At 34.9% G+C, this 17135-nt stretch carries 13 protein-coding genes; 8 read left to right on the top strand and 5 right to left on the bottom strand.

Features of this window, described 5'->3' with window-relative positions; all coding sequences use genetic code 11:
* Positions 1–2: 2 nt before the first annotated feature.
* The 7 genes from IRZ78_RS16895 to IRZ78_RS16925 all read left to right on the top strand — a co-directional run bounded on the left by IRZ78_RS16895 (position 3) and on the right by IRZ78_RS16925 (position 9296).
* Complete coding sequence (locus tag IRZ78_RS16895; RefSeq protein WP_194617657.1) at positions 3–1565, top strand: RagB/SusD family nutrient uptake outer membrane protein; 1563 nt, start codon at positions 3–5, stop codon at positions 1563–1565.
* A gap of 19 nt (positions 1566–1584) precedes the next feature.
* A complete protein-coding gene (locus IRZ78_RS16900; RefSeq protein ID WP_194617658.1) occupies positions 1585–2649 on the top strand; it encodes an IPT/TIG domain-containing protein in 1065 nt (354 codons plus the stop codon).
* A 76-nt stretch (positions 2650–2725) separates the two neighbouring features.
* Positions 2726–3979, top strand: coding sequence for a fasciclin domain-containing protein (locus tag IRZ78_RS16905; protein WP_194617659.1), 1254 nt, complete (start codon positions 2726–2728; stop codon positions 3977–3979).
* Positions 3980–4184: 205 nt separating this feature from the next.
* The gene (locus tag IRZ78_RS16910; protein ID WP_194617660.1) at positions 4185–5147 is read left to right on the top strand and encodes a T9SS type A sorting domain-containing protein; all 963 of its coding nucleotides are present in this window, start codon (positions 4185–4187) and stop codon (positions 5145–5147) included.
* Between the two features lie 139 nt (positions 5148–5286).
* On the top strand, positions 5287–6519 hold the full coding sequence (locus IRZ78_RS16915; RefSeq protein WP_194617661.1) for a glycoside hydrolase family 27 protein: 1233 nt from the start codon (positions 5287–5289) through the stop codon (positions 6517–6519).
* A gap of 10 nt (positions 6520–6529) precedes the next feature.
* Positions 6530–7492 (top strand): glycoside hydrolase family 5 protein, encoded by a 963-nt coding sequence (locus tag IRZ78_RS16920; RefSeq protein ID WP_194617662.1) that lies wholly within the window; start codon positions 6530–6532, stop codon positions 7490–7492.
* Between the two features lie 709 nt (positions 7493–8201).
* Positions 8202–9296: an outer membrane beta-barrel protein gene (locus tag IRZ78_RS16925; protein WP_194617663.1), complete on the top strand. Its 1095-nt coding sequence runs from the start codon at positions 8202–8204 to the stop codon at positions 9294–9296.
* Positions 9297–9718: 422 nt separating this feature from the next.
* On the opposite strand, the gene IRZ78_RS16930 is transcribed toward IRZ78_RS16925, so the two are convergent.
* The 5 genes from IRZ78_RS16930 to IRZ78_RS16950 all read right to left on the bottom strand — a co-directional run bounded on the left by IRZ78_RS16930 (position 9719) and on the right by IRZ78_RS16950 (position 15478).
* Positions 9719–10624, bottom strand: a complete 906-nt coding sequence (locus IRZ78_RS16930; RefSeq protein WP_194617664.1) for an N-acetylmuramoyl-L-alanine amidase — start codon at positions 10622–10624, stop codon at positions 9719–9721.
* Between the two features lie 32 nt (positions 10625–10656).
* Positions 10657–11220 carry a hypothetical protein gene (locus tag IRZ78_RS16935; protein WP_194617665.1) on the bottom strand — a complete coding sequence of 188 codons (564 nt, stop codon included), beginning with the start codon at positions 11218–11220 and terminating at the stop codon, positions 10657–10659.
* Positions 11221–11263: 43 nt separating this feature from the next.
* Positions 11264–12577, bottom strand: a complete 1314-nt coding sequence (gene rimO, locus IRZ78_RS16940) for a 30S ribosomal protein S12 methylthiotransferase RimO (protein WP_194617666.1) — start codon at positions 12575–12577, stop codon at positions 11264–11266.
* Between the two features lie 345 nt (positions 12578–12922).
* The gene (locus IRZ78_RS16945; RefSeq protein ID WP_194617667.1) at positions 12923–14428 is read right to left on the bottom strand and encodes an outer membrane protein transport protein; all 1506 of its coding nucleotides are present in this window, start codon (positions 14426–14428) and stop codon (positions 12923–12925) included.
* Between the two features lie 45 nt (positions 14429–14473).
* A complete protein-coding gene (locus IRZ78_RS16950) occupies positions 14474–15478 on the bottom strand; it encodes a hypothetical protein (protein WP_194617668.1) in 1005 nt (334 codons plus the stop codon).
* Between the two features lie 101 nt (positions 15479–15579).
* Between IRZ78_RS16950 and proS the strand changes: the two genes are divergently transcribed.
* Positions 15580–17058, top strand: coding sequence for a proline--tRNA ligase (gene proS, locus IRZ78_RS16955; protein ID WP_194617669.1), 1479 nt, complete (start codon positions 15580–15582; stop codon positions 17056–17058).
* The last annotated feature ends 77 nt before the right edge of the window (positions 17059–17135 follow it).

Consider the following 17135-nt stretch of genomic DNA (forward strand, 5'->3'; position numbering starts at 1 on the left):
TTATGAAAATATATAAAATAAATTTTAAAAGCTTAGTGGTTTTTGTTTTACTGGCTTTGTCTGCTTCATGTAGTGATGATTACTTAGACCGACCTACTCAGGATGGTTATGTTAGTGATAACTTTTATACTTCGGATGAGCAGGTTCAGCGTACTACTTACGGAATGTACGGAAGAATGTGGGCACCGTTTTATACTAAATGTTTTTACGCGCTTTCAGAATTGTCATCAGGAAACTGCTGGTCGAATGTTGATGGAAACGAAGTAATTCAGTTTAAACTAACTTCAGACAGTTTCATTTTATCAGATCCGTGGAGATCTTGTTTTAGTGTTATTGCACAATCAAATGATTTAATTAATAACTTAAATAACAATGCAAAAGCGGGTGTAAGTCCTGCTGTAATTAAAAACACAATTGCCGAAGCGCACTTTTTTAGAGCAGTTTCTTATTTCTATTTGGTTCGTTTGTTTGGGCCCGTGCCTATTATCGAAGACAATTTAGCGCTTGCTAAAAATCCGATGGTGAATACAAACAGAATTGAAGATGTTTATAAGTTCATCGAAAATGATTTAAAATATGCTGCTGCAAACCTTAAATCAAAAGTAAGATTAAGAGGATCAAGTACTGAGAACGTTTTTGTTTCTCAGGGAACTGCAGAGTCGTTTTTGGCTAAAGTTTATCTTTATGAAAAAGACTATCCAAACGCCAAATTAATGGCAGAGAAAGTAATTAATTCAGGAGAATTTGGTCTTTTACCTAATTATGCCGATTTGTTTTTGACGAGTAAAAACAATAACGAAGAATCTATTTATTCATGGCAATGGTCTGGAGCTGTCAATGAATATCAGGCAGGAAACTTTTCTAATGTGCAATATGGTTTGGATATTTTAAATGACAGAGTATCTTATGGAGCTGTATATATTCCTAGTAATGATATTCAGGAAGCTTTTGAAGTGGGGGATGTAAGAAGAAAAGAATCGTATATGATTTACGGGGATAACTATCCGGCATTAAAAGGAGATGATGTAGTAGGGTTTACATTAGATAAAACAAAATATCCAAATGTTTTAGATGCAACAGGAGCAGCAGTAAAAAAATATGTTGTAGGTCAGGAAACGGGAGAAACTGGTCCGGCAGACAATTGGGGAGCTATGAGCAACTGTAATTATATCATGCGTTATGCTGATCTTTTATTAATTCATGCCGAAGCAATTTTAGCAGGAGCTAATGAAACCAGTGATCCTTCTGCGAAAGCATCTTTTAATAAAATCAGAAAAAGAGCAGGATTAGGTGAGTTAGGTGTTAATGTACCATTAACCAAAAAAGCGTTGTTTCAGGAACGTAGAGTAGAGTTTGCCTTTGAGGGAGAATTCTGGTACGATTTGGGAAGATTGCCGAGAGCCGAAGCTATCGATATTATTTCGAAACAAGACAGAGGTTCTGATTATGAAGGAGTGAAACATTATACTCCGGTAGAAACGGATTTCATTTTTCCTAAGCCAGCTAATGATGTTAGGAAAAATCCAAAATTAAAAGAAGCTCCGGTTCCTTACGTTTTTAAATAAACCTTAAAGAAAAACAATTATGAAAAATATAAAAATAATAATGTCATTGAAGTTTTACTTTCTTGCTTCAATTTCAATTTTCTTACTTAATTCTTGTTCTAATGACGACGGAGGTTCTTCGGGTACATTAGCCATTACAGGAATTAGCAAATCGGTTATAGATGATCCTTTGATCGAAGGAGACAGGCAGGTAGATGTGCCAACAGATGTTATTAATGCAGGTAATACCTATATTATCAGAGGTTCAGGTTTTTCGACTTTAAAATCAATCTGGTTTAATGGTCTAGAAACTATATTTAATCCAACTTTGGTTACAGATAATGTAATTGTGGTAAATGTAGACGCGGCCACTCCTTACTATAACGAAATGGATGAGATGAAACTGGTTACTAATATTGGAACCTTAGTTTATTCTGTAAAAGTAAGACCTCCTTTTCCTAGTATTACAGGATTTCCTATTAATCCTACTCCGGGAGATATCATCACAATTACAGGTGACTATTTCCTTCGTCCGGTTGTAAATTTTGGAACCATTAAAGTCGAGCCAATTACCTCTTCATTAACAGAGCTTACTGTGCAAGTACCGAATGATATTCAGTACAAAAGCTTATCTATCACCAATGTATCAGGAACTACCGTGGCCGGACAATCTTTTGGAAGTGCCATTTACGACGATGCTTATACTTCGATAAGTGATGGATATGCTTTATGGAATGCTGAAAATCCTTATAACGATGCCTATGCCAAAGATCCTAAGCAAGGTTCGAAATGTATTTCATGGACAGCGAATCAATGGGGTGGATTAGAATTTAAAGTTGCGAGTGCTAAAGTTGATCTTTCTAAATATAAAGGTATCAGAGTAAGTCTTAAAGGACAAAATGCAGGTAAAGTTGGTGTTTTCTTAAATGGCAGCGATGCGATTAAACCATCATATGATTTTTCGTCTGACTGGACTTATGTTGAAATTCCGTTTAGTGCTTTTAATAATCCTGCAGAACTGAATAAAATTTCTATTCAGGAATTTGGAGGTAAAGTAGGGGGGAACACTATTTATATTGATGATTTAGGTCTGATATTAAAATAGTGAACAGGTTTTGAAAGAATCATTTGAAATTATAACATGATTCTTAAGAGGTAAAAAAATATTAAAAAGAAAACTTATGAAAATACTATATAAATTAAAACAAATTGCATTAGGTGCACTTTTGCTTGCCATGGCTTCTTCCTGCGACGATACAATTGAAGATGTTGGAGGTGCACAGCAAAATTATAACTCAGTTTATGGAATAATCGCTGTTAATACCAATTTAGCGACTTTTACCAAGGCTATAGATTTAGCAGGATTAAAATCTACTTTTGATACGGCTGATAATTTCACTTTTTTCATCCCTACCGATGCTGCTTTTGATGCTTATCTGGTAAAAAGCGGCTACGTAAATTCGCTTGGATATCCTGATATTAATTTGGTTCCGGTTGATGTTTTAAGAGAGGTGGTCTTAAGCCATGTTGTAAAAGGAGTAAAAAAGAGAGTAGCACATTTAGACGGAATACAAGCAGATTATCTAACAACCGGTGAATTGGCTACAATGGCCAATGCAGAAGATACAGACCTTTATTTACTAAGTGTAAATGTTACCAATGGCGTTTTAAAAGTAAACGGATCTGATAAACCTGCTCCCGGAACAGATTATTATGGTACAAATGGTTTTGTAAATGTTTTAGATAATGTGATATCTCTGGATCCTCCTGCTCCGGTAATTGAAGGAGTGTCTAATGCATCTCCCGCTCCTGGAGAAGATATAATTATTAAAGGTTTAAATTTTGTACAAGTACAAACTGTTAAGTTTGATGACAAAGTGGTTACGTTTAAAGTATTGTCTAAAACAGAAATACAAGTAACGGTTCCGGCAGATTATGGTTCTAATGCGCTTGTAACAGTACGAACAGTTTATGGTGTTTCAAATATTGCTACGCTGGGTGTTAGATACTTATTGTATGGTGATAATTTTTCAGGTGTAGCTTCACCAGTTTGGAACGGTGGTTGGGGAGGTACTCAGGATTTTCAAAATACAGAAAGGGTAAATCGTGGTACTTATTCTATTAAAAGGACAAATAATGAGGGTTGGACAGGTATGTCTATAGGATTTAATTCTATTAATGTTGCAGATTACGGCTATTTGAAGATTTCTGTATTCCCTATAAAAACTACAAGACTTTTCTTTTCTATCAAATCTGACTTGCCTTGGGCTACAGGTTTTTCTGTTGAAGTAAAAGCGGGGGAATGGAATAATCTTTCAATTCCATTTTCAGATCTTAAAGCAGATCAGATTGGTGAAACGATAAATTCATTAAACATACAGGAATATTCAGGTGAACCTGGAATTGTATATTTTGATGACATAGGTTTCTTATAAAAGGAGTTTTTATTTTGAGTTTTGTTTAAAGTATTCCCTAATTCATTCAATTAGGGAATATTTTTTATAAAAAAACCAATTTATTTATTGATAATCAGTTTGTTATGTGATTTTTTAGTACTGCTATTTGAGAAAATAGTATCTTTTTTCATCTGTTTTTCGGGTTAAATTTATTTCATATTAACAAACCAAAAAAAAAGAATTTATGAAAAAAAATGACTTTCAATTTTCAACCAAACTAAAACTTTGTTTATTAAGTTTTAGTTTAATTTTAATGGGCTATAGATCAAATGCTCAGGAAATTACAGGCTTAAATCCTTATTGTGTGGCCTCAAATCCTTCTTATTCAGTAGTAGCTCCAAGCGTGCCTTATGATGAAGTAGTGTGGTCTTGTACGGATCCACTTGTGACATTTTCAGGAAATCCATCGCCTTTGACGCTTTTTAAAGTTTTGTATAAATACCCGGGATTTATTGCGGGAGGAGAAATCCTCAAAGTAGAATTTAAAAGCGGAGGTACGGTTGTAGCGGTAAGACAAATTACATTTGTTGCGCCCGAAGTGCCTGTACAGCCCAATTATCTTGTAACAAAAACAAATGATTACTGTACCAGTCAATATCATATTATATCATTAACAGTAACAACAGATCCAAATCCAAGCCCAAACACAAATTTTTCAATCGCACCAAGAGTACCGGATCCTAGTATTATAGTAACACAAACCTCGAAAAATGTATTTGAATTAAAATTACCATTAAACGGACAATCTTATTTTTTGTATGATGTAACAAGCACAACATCATTATCAGGATGTCAGTCGAATAGTGTGTCATCGACAACATATGGTAATTCGGTTTCGTTAAATTTAACCGGTTGTTTAAACAACACGCCTAATCCTGGGCCAAATTATGAATTTACGGTATCGCCAAATCCGTATAGTGATGGTTATATCACTATCGTTGCAACTGCTGTTTCTTCGCAAGCTCCGGCAACTTGTAAAATTTTTAATAGTTCAGGTGCTTTAAAGCTTACATTTTCATTACTTGGTCCAAGTACCTATATTCCGCTCAGAACGGCTATAGGACCATCTTTGACTGCAGGAATTTATATTGTGCAGGTAACGTATCCGAATGGAACTGTAAAAAGTAAAAATTTAGTTGTGAATTAAAAAAAGTTGTTCTTAAAAAAAAAAACAACTCCATTTCGAGATTATCGATTTGGAGTTTTTTATGCCGTTAATTATGAATGTATGAAGTTTAAATGTTCTTCATCAGTATAAAAGAATAAAATATCAAAAAAAGAGTATAATGAAAAAAGCAATATTATTAGCCCTTACAATCTGGTGCAACTTTACTTTTAGCCAGGGAAATACACATACACAAACAGCAGGAAAATTCGAAGGTTTGGCCATGACGCCTCCAATGGGTTGGAATTCGTGGAATACCTTTGGCACCAGTATCGATGAAAAATTGGTAAAAGAAACAGCAGATATTATGGTGTCGTCCGGAATGGCCGCTGCGGGATACAATTATATTGTACTCGATGATGGCTGGATGGCTAGAGAACGTGATGCTAACGGAGATTTAGTTCCGGATCCTGTTAAGTTTCCAAACGGAATGAAAGCTGTGGTAGATTATGTGCATAGTAAAGGATTAAAATTTGGTTTGTACAATTGTGCAGGAACGCAAACCTGCGCGGGTTATCCCGGAACTCGTGGTTATGAATATCAGGATGCGAGATTTTATGCTAAGTTAGAAATAGACTTTCTTAAATATGACTGGTGCAATACAAAAGGAATTACGGCGCCGGAAGCCTACACTACAATGAGTAATGCGCTAAAAACTGCCGGAAGACCTATTGTTTTTAGTCTTTGCGAATGGGGAGATAACCAGCCGTGGGAGTGGGGGAAACCGGTTGGCAATTTATGGAGAATCTCAGGCGATATTTATCCTTGTTTCGATTGCGAATTCAAGCATCCTGAAAATTGGTCTTCGTGGGGATTCATGAAAATAGCCGAAATGAGAAAAGATATTCGTAAATATTCCGGACCGGATCATTGGAATGATTTTGATATGATGGAAGTTGGAAATGAAATGAATGATACTGAAGATAAATCGCATTTTGCCATTTGGTGTATGCTTTCGTCTCCGCTTGTAGCCGGAAATGATTTCAGAAAAATGTCTAAAGAAACCTTGGCAATTTTAACCAACAAAGATTTGATCGCCATCAATCAGGATAAATTAGGAATTCAGGGTTTTAAATATTCTGCCGAAGATGGTTTAGAAGTTTGGGTAAAACCATTATCAGATGGAAATTGGGCGGTTACTTTTTTAAATAGAAGTGAAGTCTCGAAAAAAATCAATTTCGACTGGAAAAAGCATTTAATAAAAGATACTGATTTTGGTTACGAAGCTGATTTTAATAAAATAGTTTACAAATTGAAAGATCTTTGGAAGAATAAAGAAATAGGAAATACTAAGAAGAGTTTTGTTTCAGAGCTAGCTTCTCATGATGTGATTACATTAAAATTATCCCATTAAATCTTTTATTATGAAGTTAAAGAAAAAAATATTTCTTGTCGCTTTTATGTTTGCTTTTACATTTCTAAATGCTCAGGTTAAAACACATAAATATCTTAGTGTTTCAGGTACGCAATTAGTAGATAGTGATAATAAACCTATTGTTTTAAGAGGAATGAGTTTTGGCTGGCATAGTATGTGGCCAAGGTTTTATAATGAAAAGGCGGTTAAATGGTTGCGGAAAGATTTTAGCTGTAATGTTGTTCGTGCCGCTATGGGTGTTGAGCTTGGAGAATACTCCTATATGAAAGACCCAGAATTTTCGAAAGAAAAAATTGAAGCCGTTATCAAAGGAGCAATCAAAGCGGATATCTACGTCATCGTCGACTGGCACAGTCATAATATTAATTTGAAGGAGGCCAAAGAATTTTTTGCAGAGATTTCTAAAAAATACTCCAAATATCCCAATATTATATATGAGATATTTAATGAGCCGGATCATGAAAGCTGGGCTGAGGTTAAGGCTTATTCTGAAGAAGTAATAAAGGTGATAAGAGAAAATGATCCTAAAAATATTATTTTGGTTGGTTCGCCACATTGGGATCAGGATGTAGATCTTGCTGCAGCCGATCCTATTTTAGGTTATACTAATATAATGTATACGATGCATTTTTATGCCTCAACACACGGTAAGGAACTTAGGGATAAAACAGATGCGGCTATAAATAAAGGTTTACCCATTTTTGTATCAGAATCTGCCGGAATGGAAGCTACTGGTGATGGCCCGTTAGATCTAAAAGCCTGGCAGGAATATATTGATTGGATGGAAGCCAGAAAACTAAGCTGGATTATCTGGTCAGTATCTGATAAAGATGAAACCTGTTCTATTTTGAAAAAATCTGCAAAATCTACCGGTAAGTGGAAAATGGAGGACTTAAAAGAATCCGGAATTATAGCCCGTCAATATTTCAAAAAATATAATACATGGGATTAGTATGGATACATAATGCTTGTTCGTAAGCAAACTTATTTGTTTTTCAATGATAAAAGATAAATAAGCTGCCAGGAAGAAATTCGTGATGGTAATTTTTATTAGTAATTTATAGATATAAGGATGCGCAATAGTGCGTCCTTTTTTTTATTCCTCTTTTGGATTATTTGGTACTACTCGCGTTTATATATTTTGGTTTGATAATCTGTCAAAATGAGAATTTCAGCATTGCGTTTTTGTAAGAATTTAGACTTTATAACTTGTGGTGGATTATTTGTTATATAAATATATCTTTTAATTTGTGTTTTATTTTTAATTTTAAGCATGACCCTATTTTTTTAGGGGGTGTTTTGTTTTTAGATTTGTTTTTTGGTGTTTTTAGTACTATTTTTTAGTCTTTATTTTTATTTAGTATGTGTTTTTGATTAAAAACGCGATAAAATTCGTTGTTGAATTTTCAAAAATGATTCTGTATAAATGTCAAATCACGATTATTGTTAATTTAATTTTTGTAATCCATAATTCTGCTGTCAAAACATCAAAAAAATAGTCTTCAATTATTCTACTCATACAAAAGTTAATAAATTCGCTAATGAAAATGAAGATGTTTTAGAGGCGGAAATGAGGTTTTAAAAAGGGACTTATAGTATTACAATACATATATAAAAGATTAACTAACCAGAATCAATTAATAACCAAAAACCAATTACACATGAAAAAAGTATTACACATTTTTGCCGCGATGTTAACGAGTTCTTTTGCTTTTGCTCAAGAAGATACTGAAACCACGACTTCGCCAGCAACAACTTGGGGAGGATCTGCAGATGCTTACTATAAATATGATTTTTCAAAACAAATGAATGGATTAACGAGCTTTACCAACTCACAAGATTCATTTGAATTAGGAATGGCCTCTGTTCAGGCAGCACACACATTTGGGAAAGCCTCTGTTTTTGTAGACTTAGGTTTCGGAAAAAGAGCAGGAGAATTTTCATACAATGAAACAACAGACAAAGATATTGATGCAAAATTTTTAATTAAACAATTGTTTTTCACTTATCAAATTACAGATGAATTTAAAGTAGTCGCAGGTAGTTTTGGTACACATATAGGATATGAAGTATTAGATGCGATAGGAAATAAAAACTACAGCATGTCTTACGCCTTTTCTTATGGTCCGTTCTTTAATACAGGGGTAAAAGCACAATATACCTCAGGAAAGTTTACTGCCATGGCAGGAATTACAAATCCTACCGATTTTAAATCAGCTATGGATGCAGGCTCAACTCAAAAAACATTTATAGCTCAGTTGGGTTATATTGGTGAGACGGGAAGTGCTTACCTGAATTTTACATCAGGAAGTACAAATCCAACTCCTGGAACTTTAGTAGTGCCATCTGATGAAAATAAAACACAAATCGATTTTGTGGCATCAAAAACAATAACTGATGCTTTTTCTTTAGGATTTAATGCAACGTATGCTAAAACTAAAAATGATTTCGACAGCGAGTTAGATGGTGATTGGTTTTCAGTAGTAGGATACGCTAATTATGCTTTCAAACCATCATTGAGTTTAGCTTACAGAATGGAATATTTTGATGCTAAAGATGCTGCCGCTAATGTTGGAACATTAATGGGATCAAGTGTTTTTGCTAATACAGTTTCTTTAAATTATAAAGTTGGAAAACTAACGATAATTCCCGAGTTAAGATATGATGCTGCCTCAGAAGATATCTTTTTAGATAAAGATGCTTTACCAACAGGAGGATCATTCTACGCACTAATTGCTACAACATACTCTTTCTAGAGATAAAGATTGATATTTTTTTTTTTTTTTTGGAGCTGTCAAAACACACTAATGTTTTGGCAGCTTTTTTATTTGAAGTCTTTTTGCAATTAATAGAGTGATAGAGAAGAGATAAAGTAATTCACGAATTCTTTTTTCACGCAGATTTAAAAAGATTTAGGCAGATCTGCGCAAATATATTGATTACTAAAGTTTGAAAATTAAATCCATTTTAATCTGCTTTAATCTTTTTAAATCTGCGTGAAACAAAAATATTTTAAAGTAATAATTTTCTATCTCCATAGCTTATAGAGAGTGGCTAAATTTTCCCTTTTCGATTTGTGCAAATTTTTGGAATTAGTGTTAAACATAAACTTTATTCAATAAAAAAACGCGTTGCTAAATGTTTAGAAACGCGTTTTATATTGAAGTATTTTATCTTATTACTGAATTTGCTTTTTGTAAATCGAGTAAATAGTATCTATTGTTTTTCGATCTAAAGTTGTTGTTACATCGGTTTGAATATAATGTAGTTTAAAAGCCTGAATTGCTGCCGAAAGATTCTTGGTATTATACCCAATAATTCTCAAAGCAGGTTCTATTTTAAAATCAAAAGGAGCTTCTTCTAGAACTTCATCGGGCCAAATACCAAAACCTTTTTCAGCTAAAGTTTTCCATGGAAATAAAGCGCTTGGGTCTTGTTTTCTGCCTGGAGCGATATCTGAGTGACCTAATATATTTTGAGTAGGGATGTTGTAGTCTTTCTTTAGTTTTGTTAAAAGAGCTACTAAACTGCTAATTTGTGCTTCTGTAAAAGGTTTAAAACCATTATTGTCCAGCTCAATTCCTATAGACGAAGAGTTTATATCTGTGTTTTTTCCCCAGGTTGCTGCTCCCGCATGCCATGCTCTTAAATAATCATTCAACATCTGAACTACTTTTCCGTTCTCAGAAATAATATAATGAGCACTTACCTGAGTTCTTGTTAAAGTAAAAGTTTTTATGGTTTGCTGGATAGAATCCTGAGCAGTATGGTGAATAATAATAAAACTTGGTTTTCTCAAATTAAAGTTCACAGTCCCAACCCATTCTGTATTTACTCCATTAAGTAAATATGTAGATCCTGTTTTTGATAAAGTATCTTTTACGATACCTAATTGAGCTGCATAACTCGTATCAATAACTACAGGGCTAACGGCAGGTATCGGTTTAGCCTCTTTGCTCGTAATTTGGGTTTCTAAAGTCTTAAGCTGCTGATCGTAGACCTTTTCTGTAGTCTTATAAGGGTTTGTCGAGCAGGCAGTGATAACAAGGGTTAAAATCAGATAACAAAAGTGTTTTTTTGTCATAGTGCTTATATTTTAAGATGAGGCTGAAACAATTATTCCTGAACTTTCGTTGTTTCAGTTTCTTCTTTTACTTCTTTTGTGTCTTTATCTTTAGAATCTTTTTTCTTTTTTGATTTCGAAGGTTTTTTGATCTCCTTAAAGTCAGCCATAAAGGCAGTGTATTTTTCAACCTGATCCGGATTCAGGAAAGCAGTTATTTTTTTAGTAGTACTTTCTCTTAATGCCTTCATTTGTTCTACTTTTTCATCCTGACTGCTGCTTTCATTTTTCAAAAGAATTCCTTGCTCTTTCATGCTATCAGTAAAAACATTTGCAATGGCAATGGCCTGAAGTTCATCAAGGTTAACTACCGGTTTCATTTGTTCTACAATTTTAGCTGCCATTTCTTCGGGTGGAGTTTCTTTAGGTTTGCTCGTATTTGGTTGTGGTCCGGACATCATACTTCTGTCCATTCCCATTCCGCCACCGCGCCCATAACCATTTCCGTAACCGCCGCCGCCATAGCCGTTATTATATCCATTTCCGTATTGAGCCGAAGCAAAATTGAAACAGAATAAGGTAAAAACCAAAAGAAATAAAGATTGAGTAGGTTTCATAAAAAATGTTTTTATCTTAAATTGATAATTGTTTAGCGTAAATTTAAGCAGGTTCTCCGTATAAATCAAATTCTGTTGCTTCTATTATTCTTATATTAACAAATTCACCTGTTTTTACATAATGTTTAGAGGCGTCAATCAAAACTTCATTGTCAACATCCGGGCTGTCAAACTCAGTTCTTCCAACAAAGTGCGCACCTTCTTTTCTGTCAATAATACATTTGTAAACCTGACCAATTTTTTCCTGATTCAGGTCCCATGAAATTTGCGATTGCAATTCCATTATTTCATTTGCTCTGGCTTGTTTTACATCGTCCGGAACGTTATCTTCTAATAAATAAGCATGCGTATTTTCTTCATGAGAATAAGCAAAACAACCCATTCTGTCAAATTTCATTTCCTGAACAAAATCTTTCAAAATTTCAAAATCTTCCTGAGTTTCTCCAGGATATCCAACGATTAAAGTCGTTCTAATTGCCATTCCAGGAACCGCAGCACGAAAATCTTTCAATAATTGAGTCGTTTTAGCCTGTGTAGTACCACGACGCATCGATTTTAATATTGAATCAGAAATGTGTTGCAGCGGAATATCAATATAATTGCAAATTTTAGGTTCGCGTTTCATTAATTCCAAAACATCCATAGGGAAACCTGTAGGGTAGGCATAATGCAAACGAATCCATTCAATACCTTCGACTTTTGCTAATTCTTCTAAAAGTTCAGCAAGATTTCTCTTTTTGTAAATGTCAAGACCATAATATGTTAAATCCTGAGCAATCAGTATTAATTCTTTAACGCCATTTTTAGCTAAACCTTGTGCTTCCTTCACTAATTTTTCAATTGGCTGCGAAACGTGCGAACCTCTCATTAACGGAATAGCGCAAAAACTACAAGGTCTGTCGCAGCCTTCGGCAATTTTTAGGTAAGCATAGTTTTTAGGAGTAGTAGTCAAACGCTCTCCTAATAATTCATGTTTATAGTCGGCTCCTAAGGCTTTCAATAATTGAGGTAATTCTGTTGTACCAAAATACTGGTCTACATTCGGAATTTCTTTTTCTAAATCAGGTCTGTAACGCTCAGATAGGCAACCAGTCACAAAAACTTTGTCAACTAATCCTCTGTCTTTTTTGTCTGCATATTCCAAAATCATGTTTACTGATTCTGCTTTGGCATTGTCAATAAAACCACAAGTGTTAATTACGATAATGTTTCCTTCTCTTTCTGCTGGTGCTTCGTGTTCAACTTCTTTTCCGTTTGCACGAAGTTGTCCCATTAGCACTTCACTGTCATATACATTTTTCGAACACCCAAGAGTGATTACGTTAATTTTGTTCTTTTTTAAAGACTTGGTTCTCATACTTTTATAAATTGGAGTGCAAAATTACACTTTTTTATTCAAACACCGCTTGTTTCCTTTTCTTTTACGTGTTTTTTATGAAGCTTTTGGATAGTTATTCTGATATGCGGACAAATTAGAATAAACACGAATTTCGCTGATTTGCACCAATTGCTTTGCGGAATTAATTTCACAAAGTAAATAAGCCTATTAAATCGGTGTATATTCGTGAAATTTGTGTCTAAAATTAAGCTAATAGTATTGCTGTCAGGTTTTATTGGTGTGAAATTTCCAGTTTCTTAGTTCTAAAAAAAAATCCGCCAGACAACGCCTGACGGAAATTTCCATTCATCTATTTATTCTTAATTACAATTCAAATAATAAAGTCAAAGAAACATTATTTAGTTTCGATGTAATGTTTGCGCCATCAGTAAATCCTGTTGCGAAAAATCCCTGATTCGATTTTCTTTCCAAATAAGAATAAGCTAAATCTACTCTTGTTCCTCCAAAATTATAGCCTAAACCTCCAGAGTAACTGTTTAGGTCTCCAATTGTAGTTCCGTTTTTATAAGGACTACCTTCAAAACGATATCCACCACGTAGGCTCAATTGTTTTATTTTATATTCAGCACCAACTCTTAATTCACCGGCAGTAGTCAATTGATTGCTAATGTCATTGTTTAAGCCTCTAAATCGTGTATCACTTGTTGGTTTGAATTTAGAGTTGCTGTAGTCTTTAATGGAATAGTCGACGCTAATTAATCCTGATTTTCCAAATACATATGCAGCACTAAACGTTGTTTTCCCAGGGGTTTGTAAAGTGTATGATTCGTAAACGTTTACAATATTTGGATTGTCGTTATAATATTTAGTTTGTCCTCCGATAACATCAGTTGTGGTGTATAAACTTTGTGATAATTCGTCATAAAGCTCGTACCAGGTATTAGATTCGTATGCTAAACCAAGTCTGAAAGATTCTGTAACTTTAGCAATGGCTCCAAGTTGAAACGAGAACCCGTTACCGTATGTGTAAAGGTCGTTGTTAAAGGTTAGATCAGATATTGTTTCAGTTGGCTGCAGTGGATTGTCGTTTTTTTCGAAAAAACTACTTGTTTTTCTATAGTCGGTTATGTGGACATTTAAATTGGCACCTAGGTATATTCTGTCCTTATATGATGTTGCAATGTTGAAACTTAACTTGCTATTGTATCCGCTAGTCTGAAAGCCATTTTCCTGGTAGTATTTACCACCAGCAGGTACATTGCTTAGGTATTGAGTTCCATTAATATCCCCTGGGTTTGCGGGTATTATTACCTTTCCATAATATCCAAAAGCAGCTTGTTGCTCATCGTAAAACTGATCTCTATAATCAATTTGTGTTACATCTTTTAAAGGTATTCCGTTAGCAAACGCTAAAAAGTATTTATCAATAGAATTTGTTGGATTTGTTCCTGCTGAGAAAACAGAATTATTAAAATTGTTAGTATTTTCATAATTCGCTCCAATTGCAATCTTTTTCCAATTATTGCTTGGGTTGTGATCGTTAAAAACAAAAACAGCTCCCGCCTGGTTTAGTATAAAAGAATTTTCTTTATCACTTGTTTGCGTTCCAAAATAATTAGAATTATTCTTAATATTCTGGTTGCTAAAAGTTATTCCGGTCTGATTGTTTAAGAAAACGGCAGATCCTGCAGGATTGACACTTATTGAGGATAAATCTCCTCCAACTGCTCCAAATGCACCGCTCATTGCTCTAAAACGAGCTGTTCCGGTTAGGTTGTCTTGTGCGTAACGAATAGCATCGGATACTTCTTGTGAATGTGAGACGCTAACAGTTAATCCTGTAATAAGGAGGAATAATATTTTTTTCATTGGGATAAGTTTTTAATGTGATTTTTCGATTTGTGAAAGAAGATATTATCTTCTTCCACCTCCGCCTCCTCCGTATGATCTTCCGCCACCGCCACCGCCACCAGATGATCTCATGCTTCCTCCGCCACTGTTCATAGAACGTGATGGGCTAGGAGAGTAGCTTCTTGTTGGTGCGCTGTTATTACCGTTATTATAATTTCTGGTAGTCGTGTTACTGCTTGATCTTCTGTTAGAATAGTCGTAACTATTGCTTTGTCCCTGGGCAGCGCTTCGTCTGTTTGTAAAAGTTGGGTTTGAAGAATTGTATGTTCTTCCGTTTGTAGAACTTCTTCTAAAGTCAGAATACCCATTTCTGTTTGTTGTATAACTTCCTCTGTTTGTAGTGTAGTTTCTGTTGCTGAAATTTCTGTCAGTGTAGCTTCTGCTGCTGTAGTTTCTATTGCTATAGTTTCTGTTGCTATAGCTTCTATCGTAGCCATAGTTTCTTCCTCCGTAATAAGCGGCAGAACCTCTTCTTCCATAACTATAAGCGTAGTTATTGTATCCGTAGTAAGGTCTGTATCCTGGATAGCCCCATCCTGGTCCCCAATATCCTGGGTAGCCCCAGCCGTATGCAGGGTAGCCCCAGTAGCCTCCTCCGTAGCCCCATCCGTAATATGGATATCCGAAACCAATTCCGAATCCCATTGACCATGTAGGGTCAGAATAAACGTTTACAGAAACATCAGTATTTGCGCTTCCCCAGGCAGGGTAAGCGGTTGCAACTGTTTGTGTGCTGTCATTATCGGCATAATTGCCATACGTGTCAACATCTGTAAAAATTTCAGTTGGCTGATTGTCATCTTGCAATGATCTAAAGTAATCTTTGTATTGATTATTTGTGTTTGTGGTATTTGTTTGAGCATACGTTCTTGTCGAACCACCATATACTCCATCATTATCATTATACGAAGCGTTTTGGTAAGAACCACACGATGCTAGTAGAAAACTCAATATTCCAATTAAGTAAAAATGACTTGAGTTTTGGCGGAGAGATGTAGAAGTTTTCATATCTGTGGTGTTTTTTATTGTTGCACATTACAAAAATAGTTAGTTTTGTCAAACTATTTAGTTAAAATTATTAAAACAAAATTTGTGCCAAACTATTCAATATGAGTAAGAACCTCACTACAAGATCAGAAGATTATTCGAAATGGTATAACGAGCTGGTTGTAAAGGCAGATCTAGCCGAAAATTCAGGCGTTAGAGGATGTATGGTTATTAAACCGTACGGATATGCTATTTGGGAAAAAATGCAGGCGGAATTAGATCGAATGTTTAAAGAAACAGGACATCAAAATGCATACTTCCCTTTATTTGTGCCTAAGAGCATGTTTGAGGCTGAAGAAAAAAATGCAGAAGGATTTGCAAAAGAGTGTGCTATCGTAACACATTATAGATTAAAGAATGATCCGGATAAACCCGGAAAACTAATGGTAGACCCAAATGCTAAGTTAGAAGAAGAGCTTATTGTTCGTCCTACTAGTGAAGCAATTATTTGGTCTACTTATAAAGGATGGGTACAATCGTACAGAGATTTACCTTTATTAATTAACCAGTGGGCAAATGTTGTGCGTTGGGAAATGCGTACGCGTTTGTTTTTAAGAACTGCTGAGTTTTTATGGCAGGAAGGGCATACGGCACATGCTACAAAGGCAGAAGCATTAGAAGAGTCTGAAAAGATGATGAATGTTTACGCTGATTTTGTTCAGGATTTTATGGCGATTCCGGTTGTAAAAGGAATAAAAACCGAAACAGAACGTTTTGCCGGAGCTGATGAAACCTATTGTATCGAAGCTTTAATGCAGGACGGAAAAGCTTTACAGGCTGGAACATCGCACTTTTTAGGACAAAATTTCGCCAAAGCTTTTGATGTAAAGTTTGCAAATGCCGAAGGAAAGCAAGAACACGTGTGGGGAACCTCTTGGGGAGTTTCTACTCGTTTAATGGGTGCTTTGGTAATGACACACTCTGATGATCAGGGATTGGTTTTGCCTCCTAATTTAGCGCCAATACAAGTTGTTATCGTGCCTATTTATAAAACAGACGAGCAATTGGCTGAAATTACAGCTGCAGTGAATGAATTGACAGCTAAACTTAAGAAATTAAAGATCTCTGTTAAATATGATGACAGAACAACTCAAAAACCAGGATTCAAATTTGCTGAATGGGAATTAAAAGGTGTTCCAGTTAGAATTGCTGTTGGACCAAAAGATTTAGAAAACGGAACTTTTGAAGTTGCGAGACGGGATACATTGACAAAAGAGACAGTTTCAGGAGAAGGAATTGTTACTTATATAAATGACTTGCTGGAGCAGATTCAGGCAGATTTATTTAACAAAGCATTAGACTATCGTAATACTCATATTACAGAAGTAAATAGTTTTGAGGAATTTAAGGAAGTTTTAGATGGTAAAGCAGGGTTTGTATCGGCTCATTGGGACGGTACTGCTGAGACTGAAGAAAAAATAAAAGACTTGACAAAAGCCACAATTCGCTGCATTCCTTTGGATAGTAAAGAAGAGGGGGGAACCTGTGTGTTTACTGGTAATCCTTCTTCAAAAAGAGTGTTGTTTGCAAAGGCTTATTAATTTTTTTTAATTTTTTTTGCATCAGGTATTGTACATCTTAAAAATAGTTGTATTTTTGCATCCGCATTAGAGAAGCA

It is taken from the genome of Flavobacterium sp. CSZ, from assembly GCF_015350725.1.
Lineage (GTDB): Bacteria > Bacteroidota > Bacteroidia > Flavobacteriales > Flavobacteriaceae > Flavobacterium.

Excerpts from the sequence above, each read along its gene's own strand:
- IRZ78_RS16895 (WP_194617657.1), top strand. The coding sequence starts at position 3 with ATGAAAATATATAAAATAAATTTTAAAAGCTTAGTGGTTTTTGTTTTA.
- IRZ78_RS16900 (WP_194617658.1), top strand. The coding sequence starts at position 1,585 with ATGAAAAATATAAAAATAATAATGTCATTGAAGTTTTACTTTCTTGCT.
- IRZ78_RS16905 (WP_194617659.1), top strand. The coding sequence starts at position 2,726 with ATGAAAATACTATATAAATTAAAACAAATTGCATTAGGTGCACTTTTG.
- IRZ78_RS16910 (WP_194617660.1), top strand. The coding sequence starts at position 4,185 with ATGAAAAAAAATGACTTTCAATTTTCAACCAAACTAAAACTTTGTTTA.
- IRZ78_RS16915 (WP_194617661.1), top strand. The coding sequence starts at position 5,287 with ATGAAAAAAGCAATATTATTAGCCCTTACAATCTGGTGCAACTTTACT.
- IRZ78_RS16920 (WP_194617662.1), top strand. The coding sequence starts at position 6,530 with ATGAAGTTAAAGAAAAAAATATTTCTTGTCGCTTTTATGTTTGCTTTT.
- IRZ78_RS16925 (WP_194617663.1), top strand. The coding sequence starts at position 8,202 with ATGAAAAAAGTATTACACATTTTTGCCGCGATGTTAACGAGTTCTTTT.
- IRZ78_RS16930 (WP_194617664.1), bottom strand. The coding sequence starts at position 10,624 with ATGACAAAAAAACACTTTTGTTATCTGATTTTAACCCTTGTTATCACT.
- IRZ78_RS16935 (WP_194617665.1), bottom strand. The coding sequence starts at position 11,220 with ATGAAACCTACTCAATCTTTATTTCTTTTGGTTTTTACCTTATTCTGT.
- rimO (WP_194617666.1), bottom strand. The coding sequence starts at position 12,577 with ATGAGAACCAAGTCTTTAAAAAAGAACAAAATTAACGTAATCACTCTT.
- IRZ78_RS16945 (WP_194617667.1), bottom strand. The coding sequence starts at position 14,428 with ATGAAAAAAATATTATTCCTCCTTATTACAGGATTAACTGTTAGCGTC.
- IRZ78_RS16950 (WP_194617668.1), bottom strand. The coding sequence starts at position 15,478 with ATGAAAACTTCTACATCTCTCCGCCAAAACTCAAGTCATTTTTACTTA.
- proS (WP_194617669.1), top strand. The coding sequence starts at position 15,580 with ATGAGTAAGAACCTCACTACAAGATCAGAAGATTATTCGAAATGGTAT.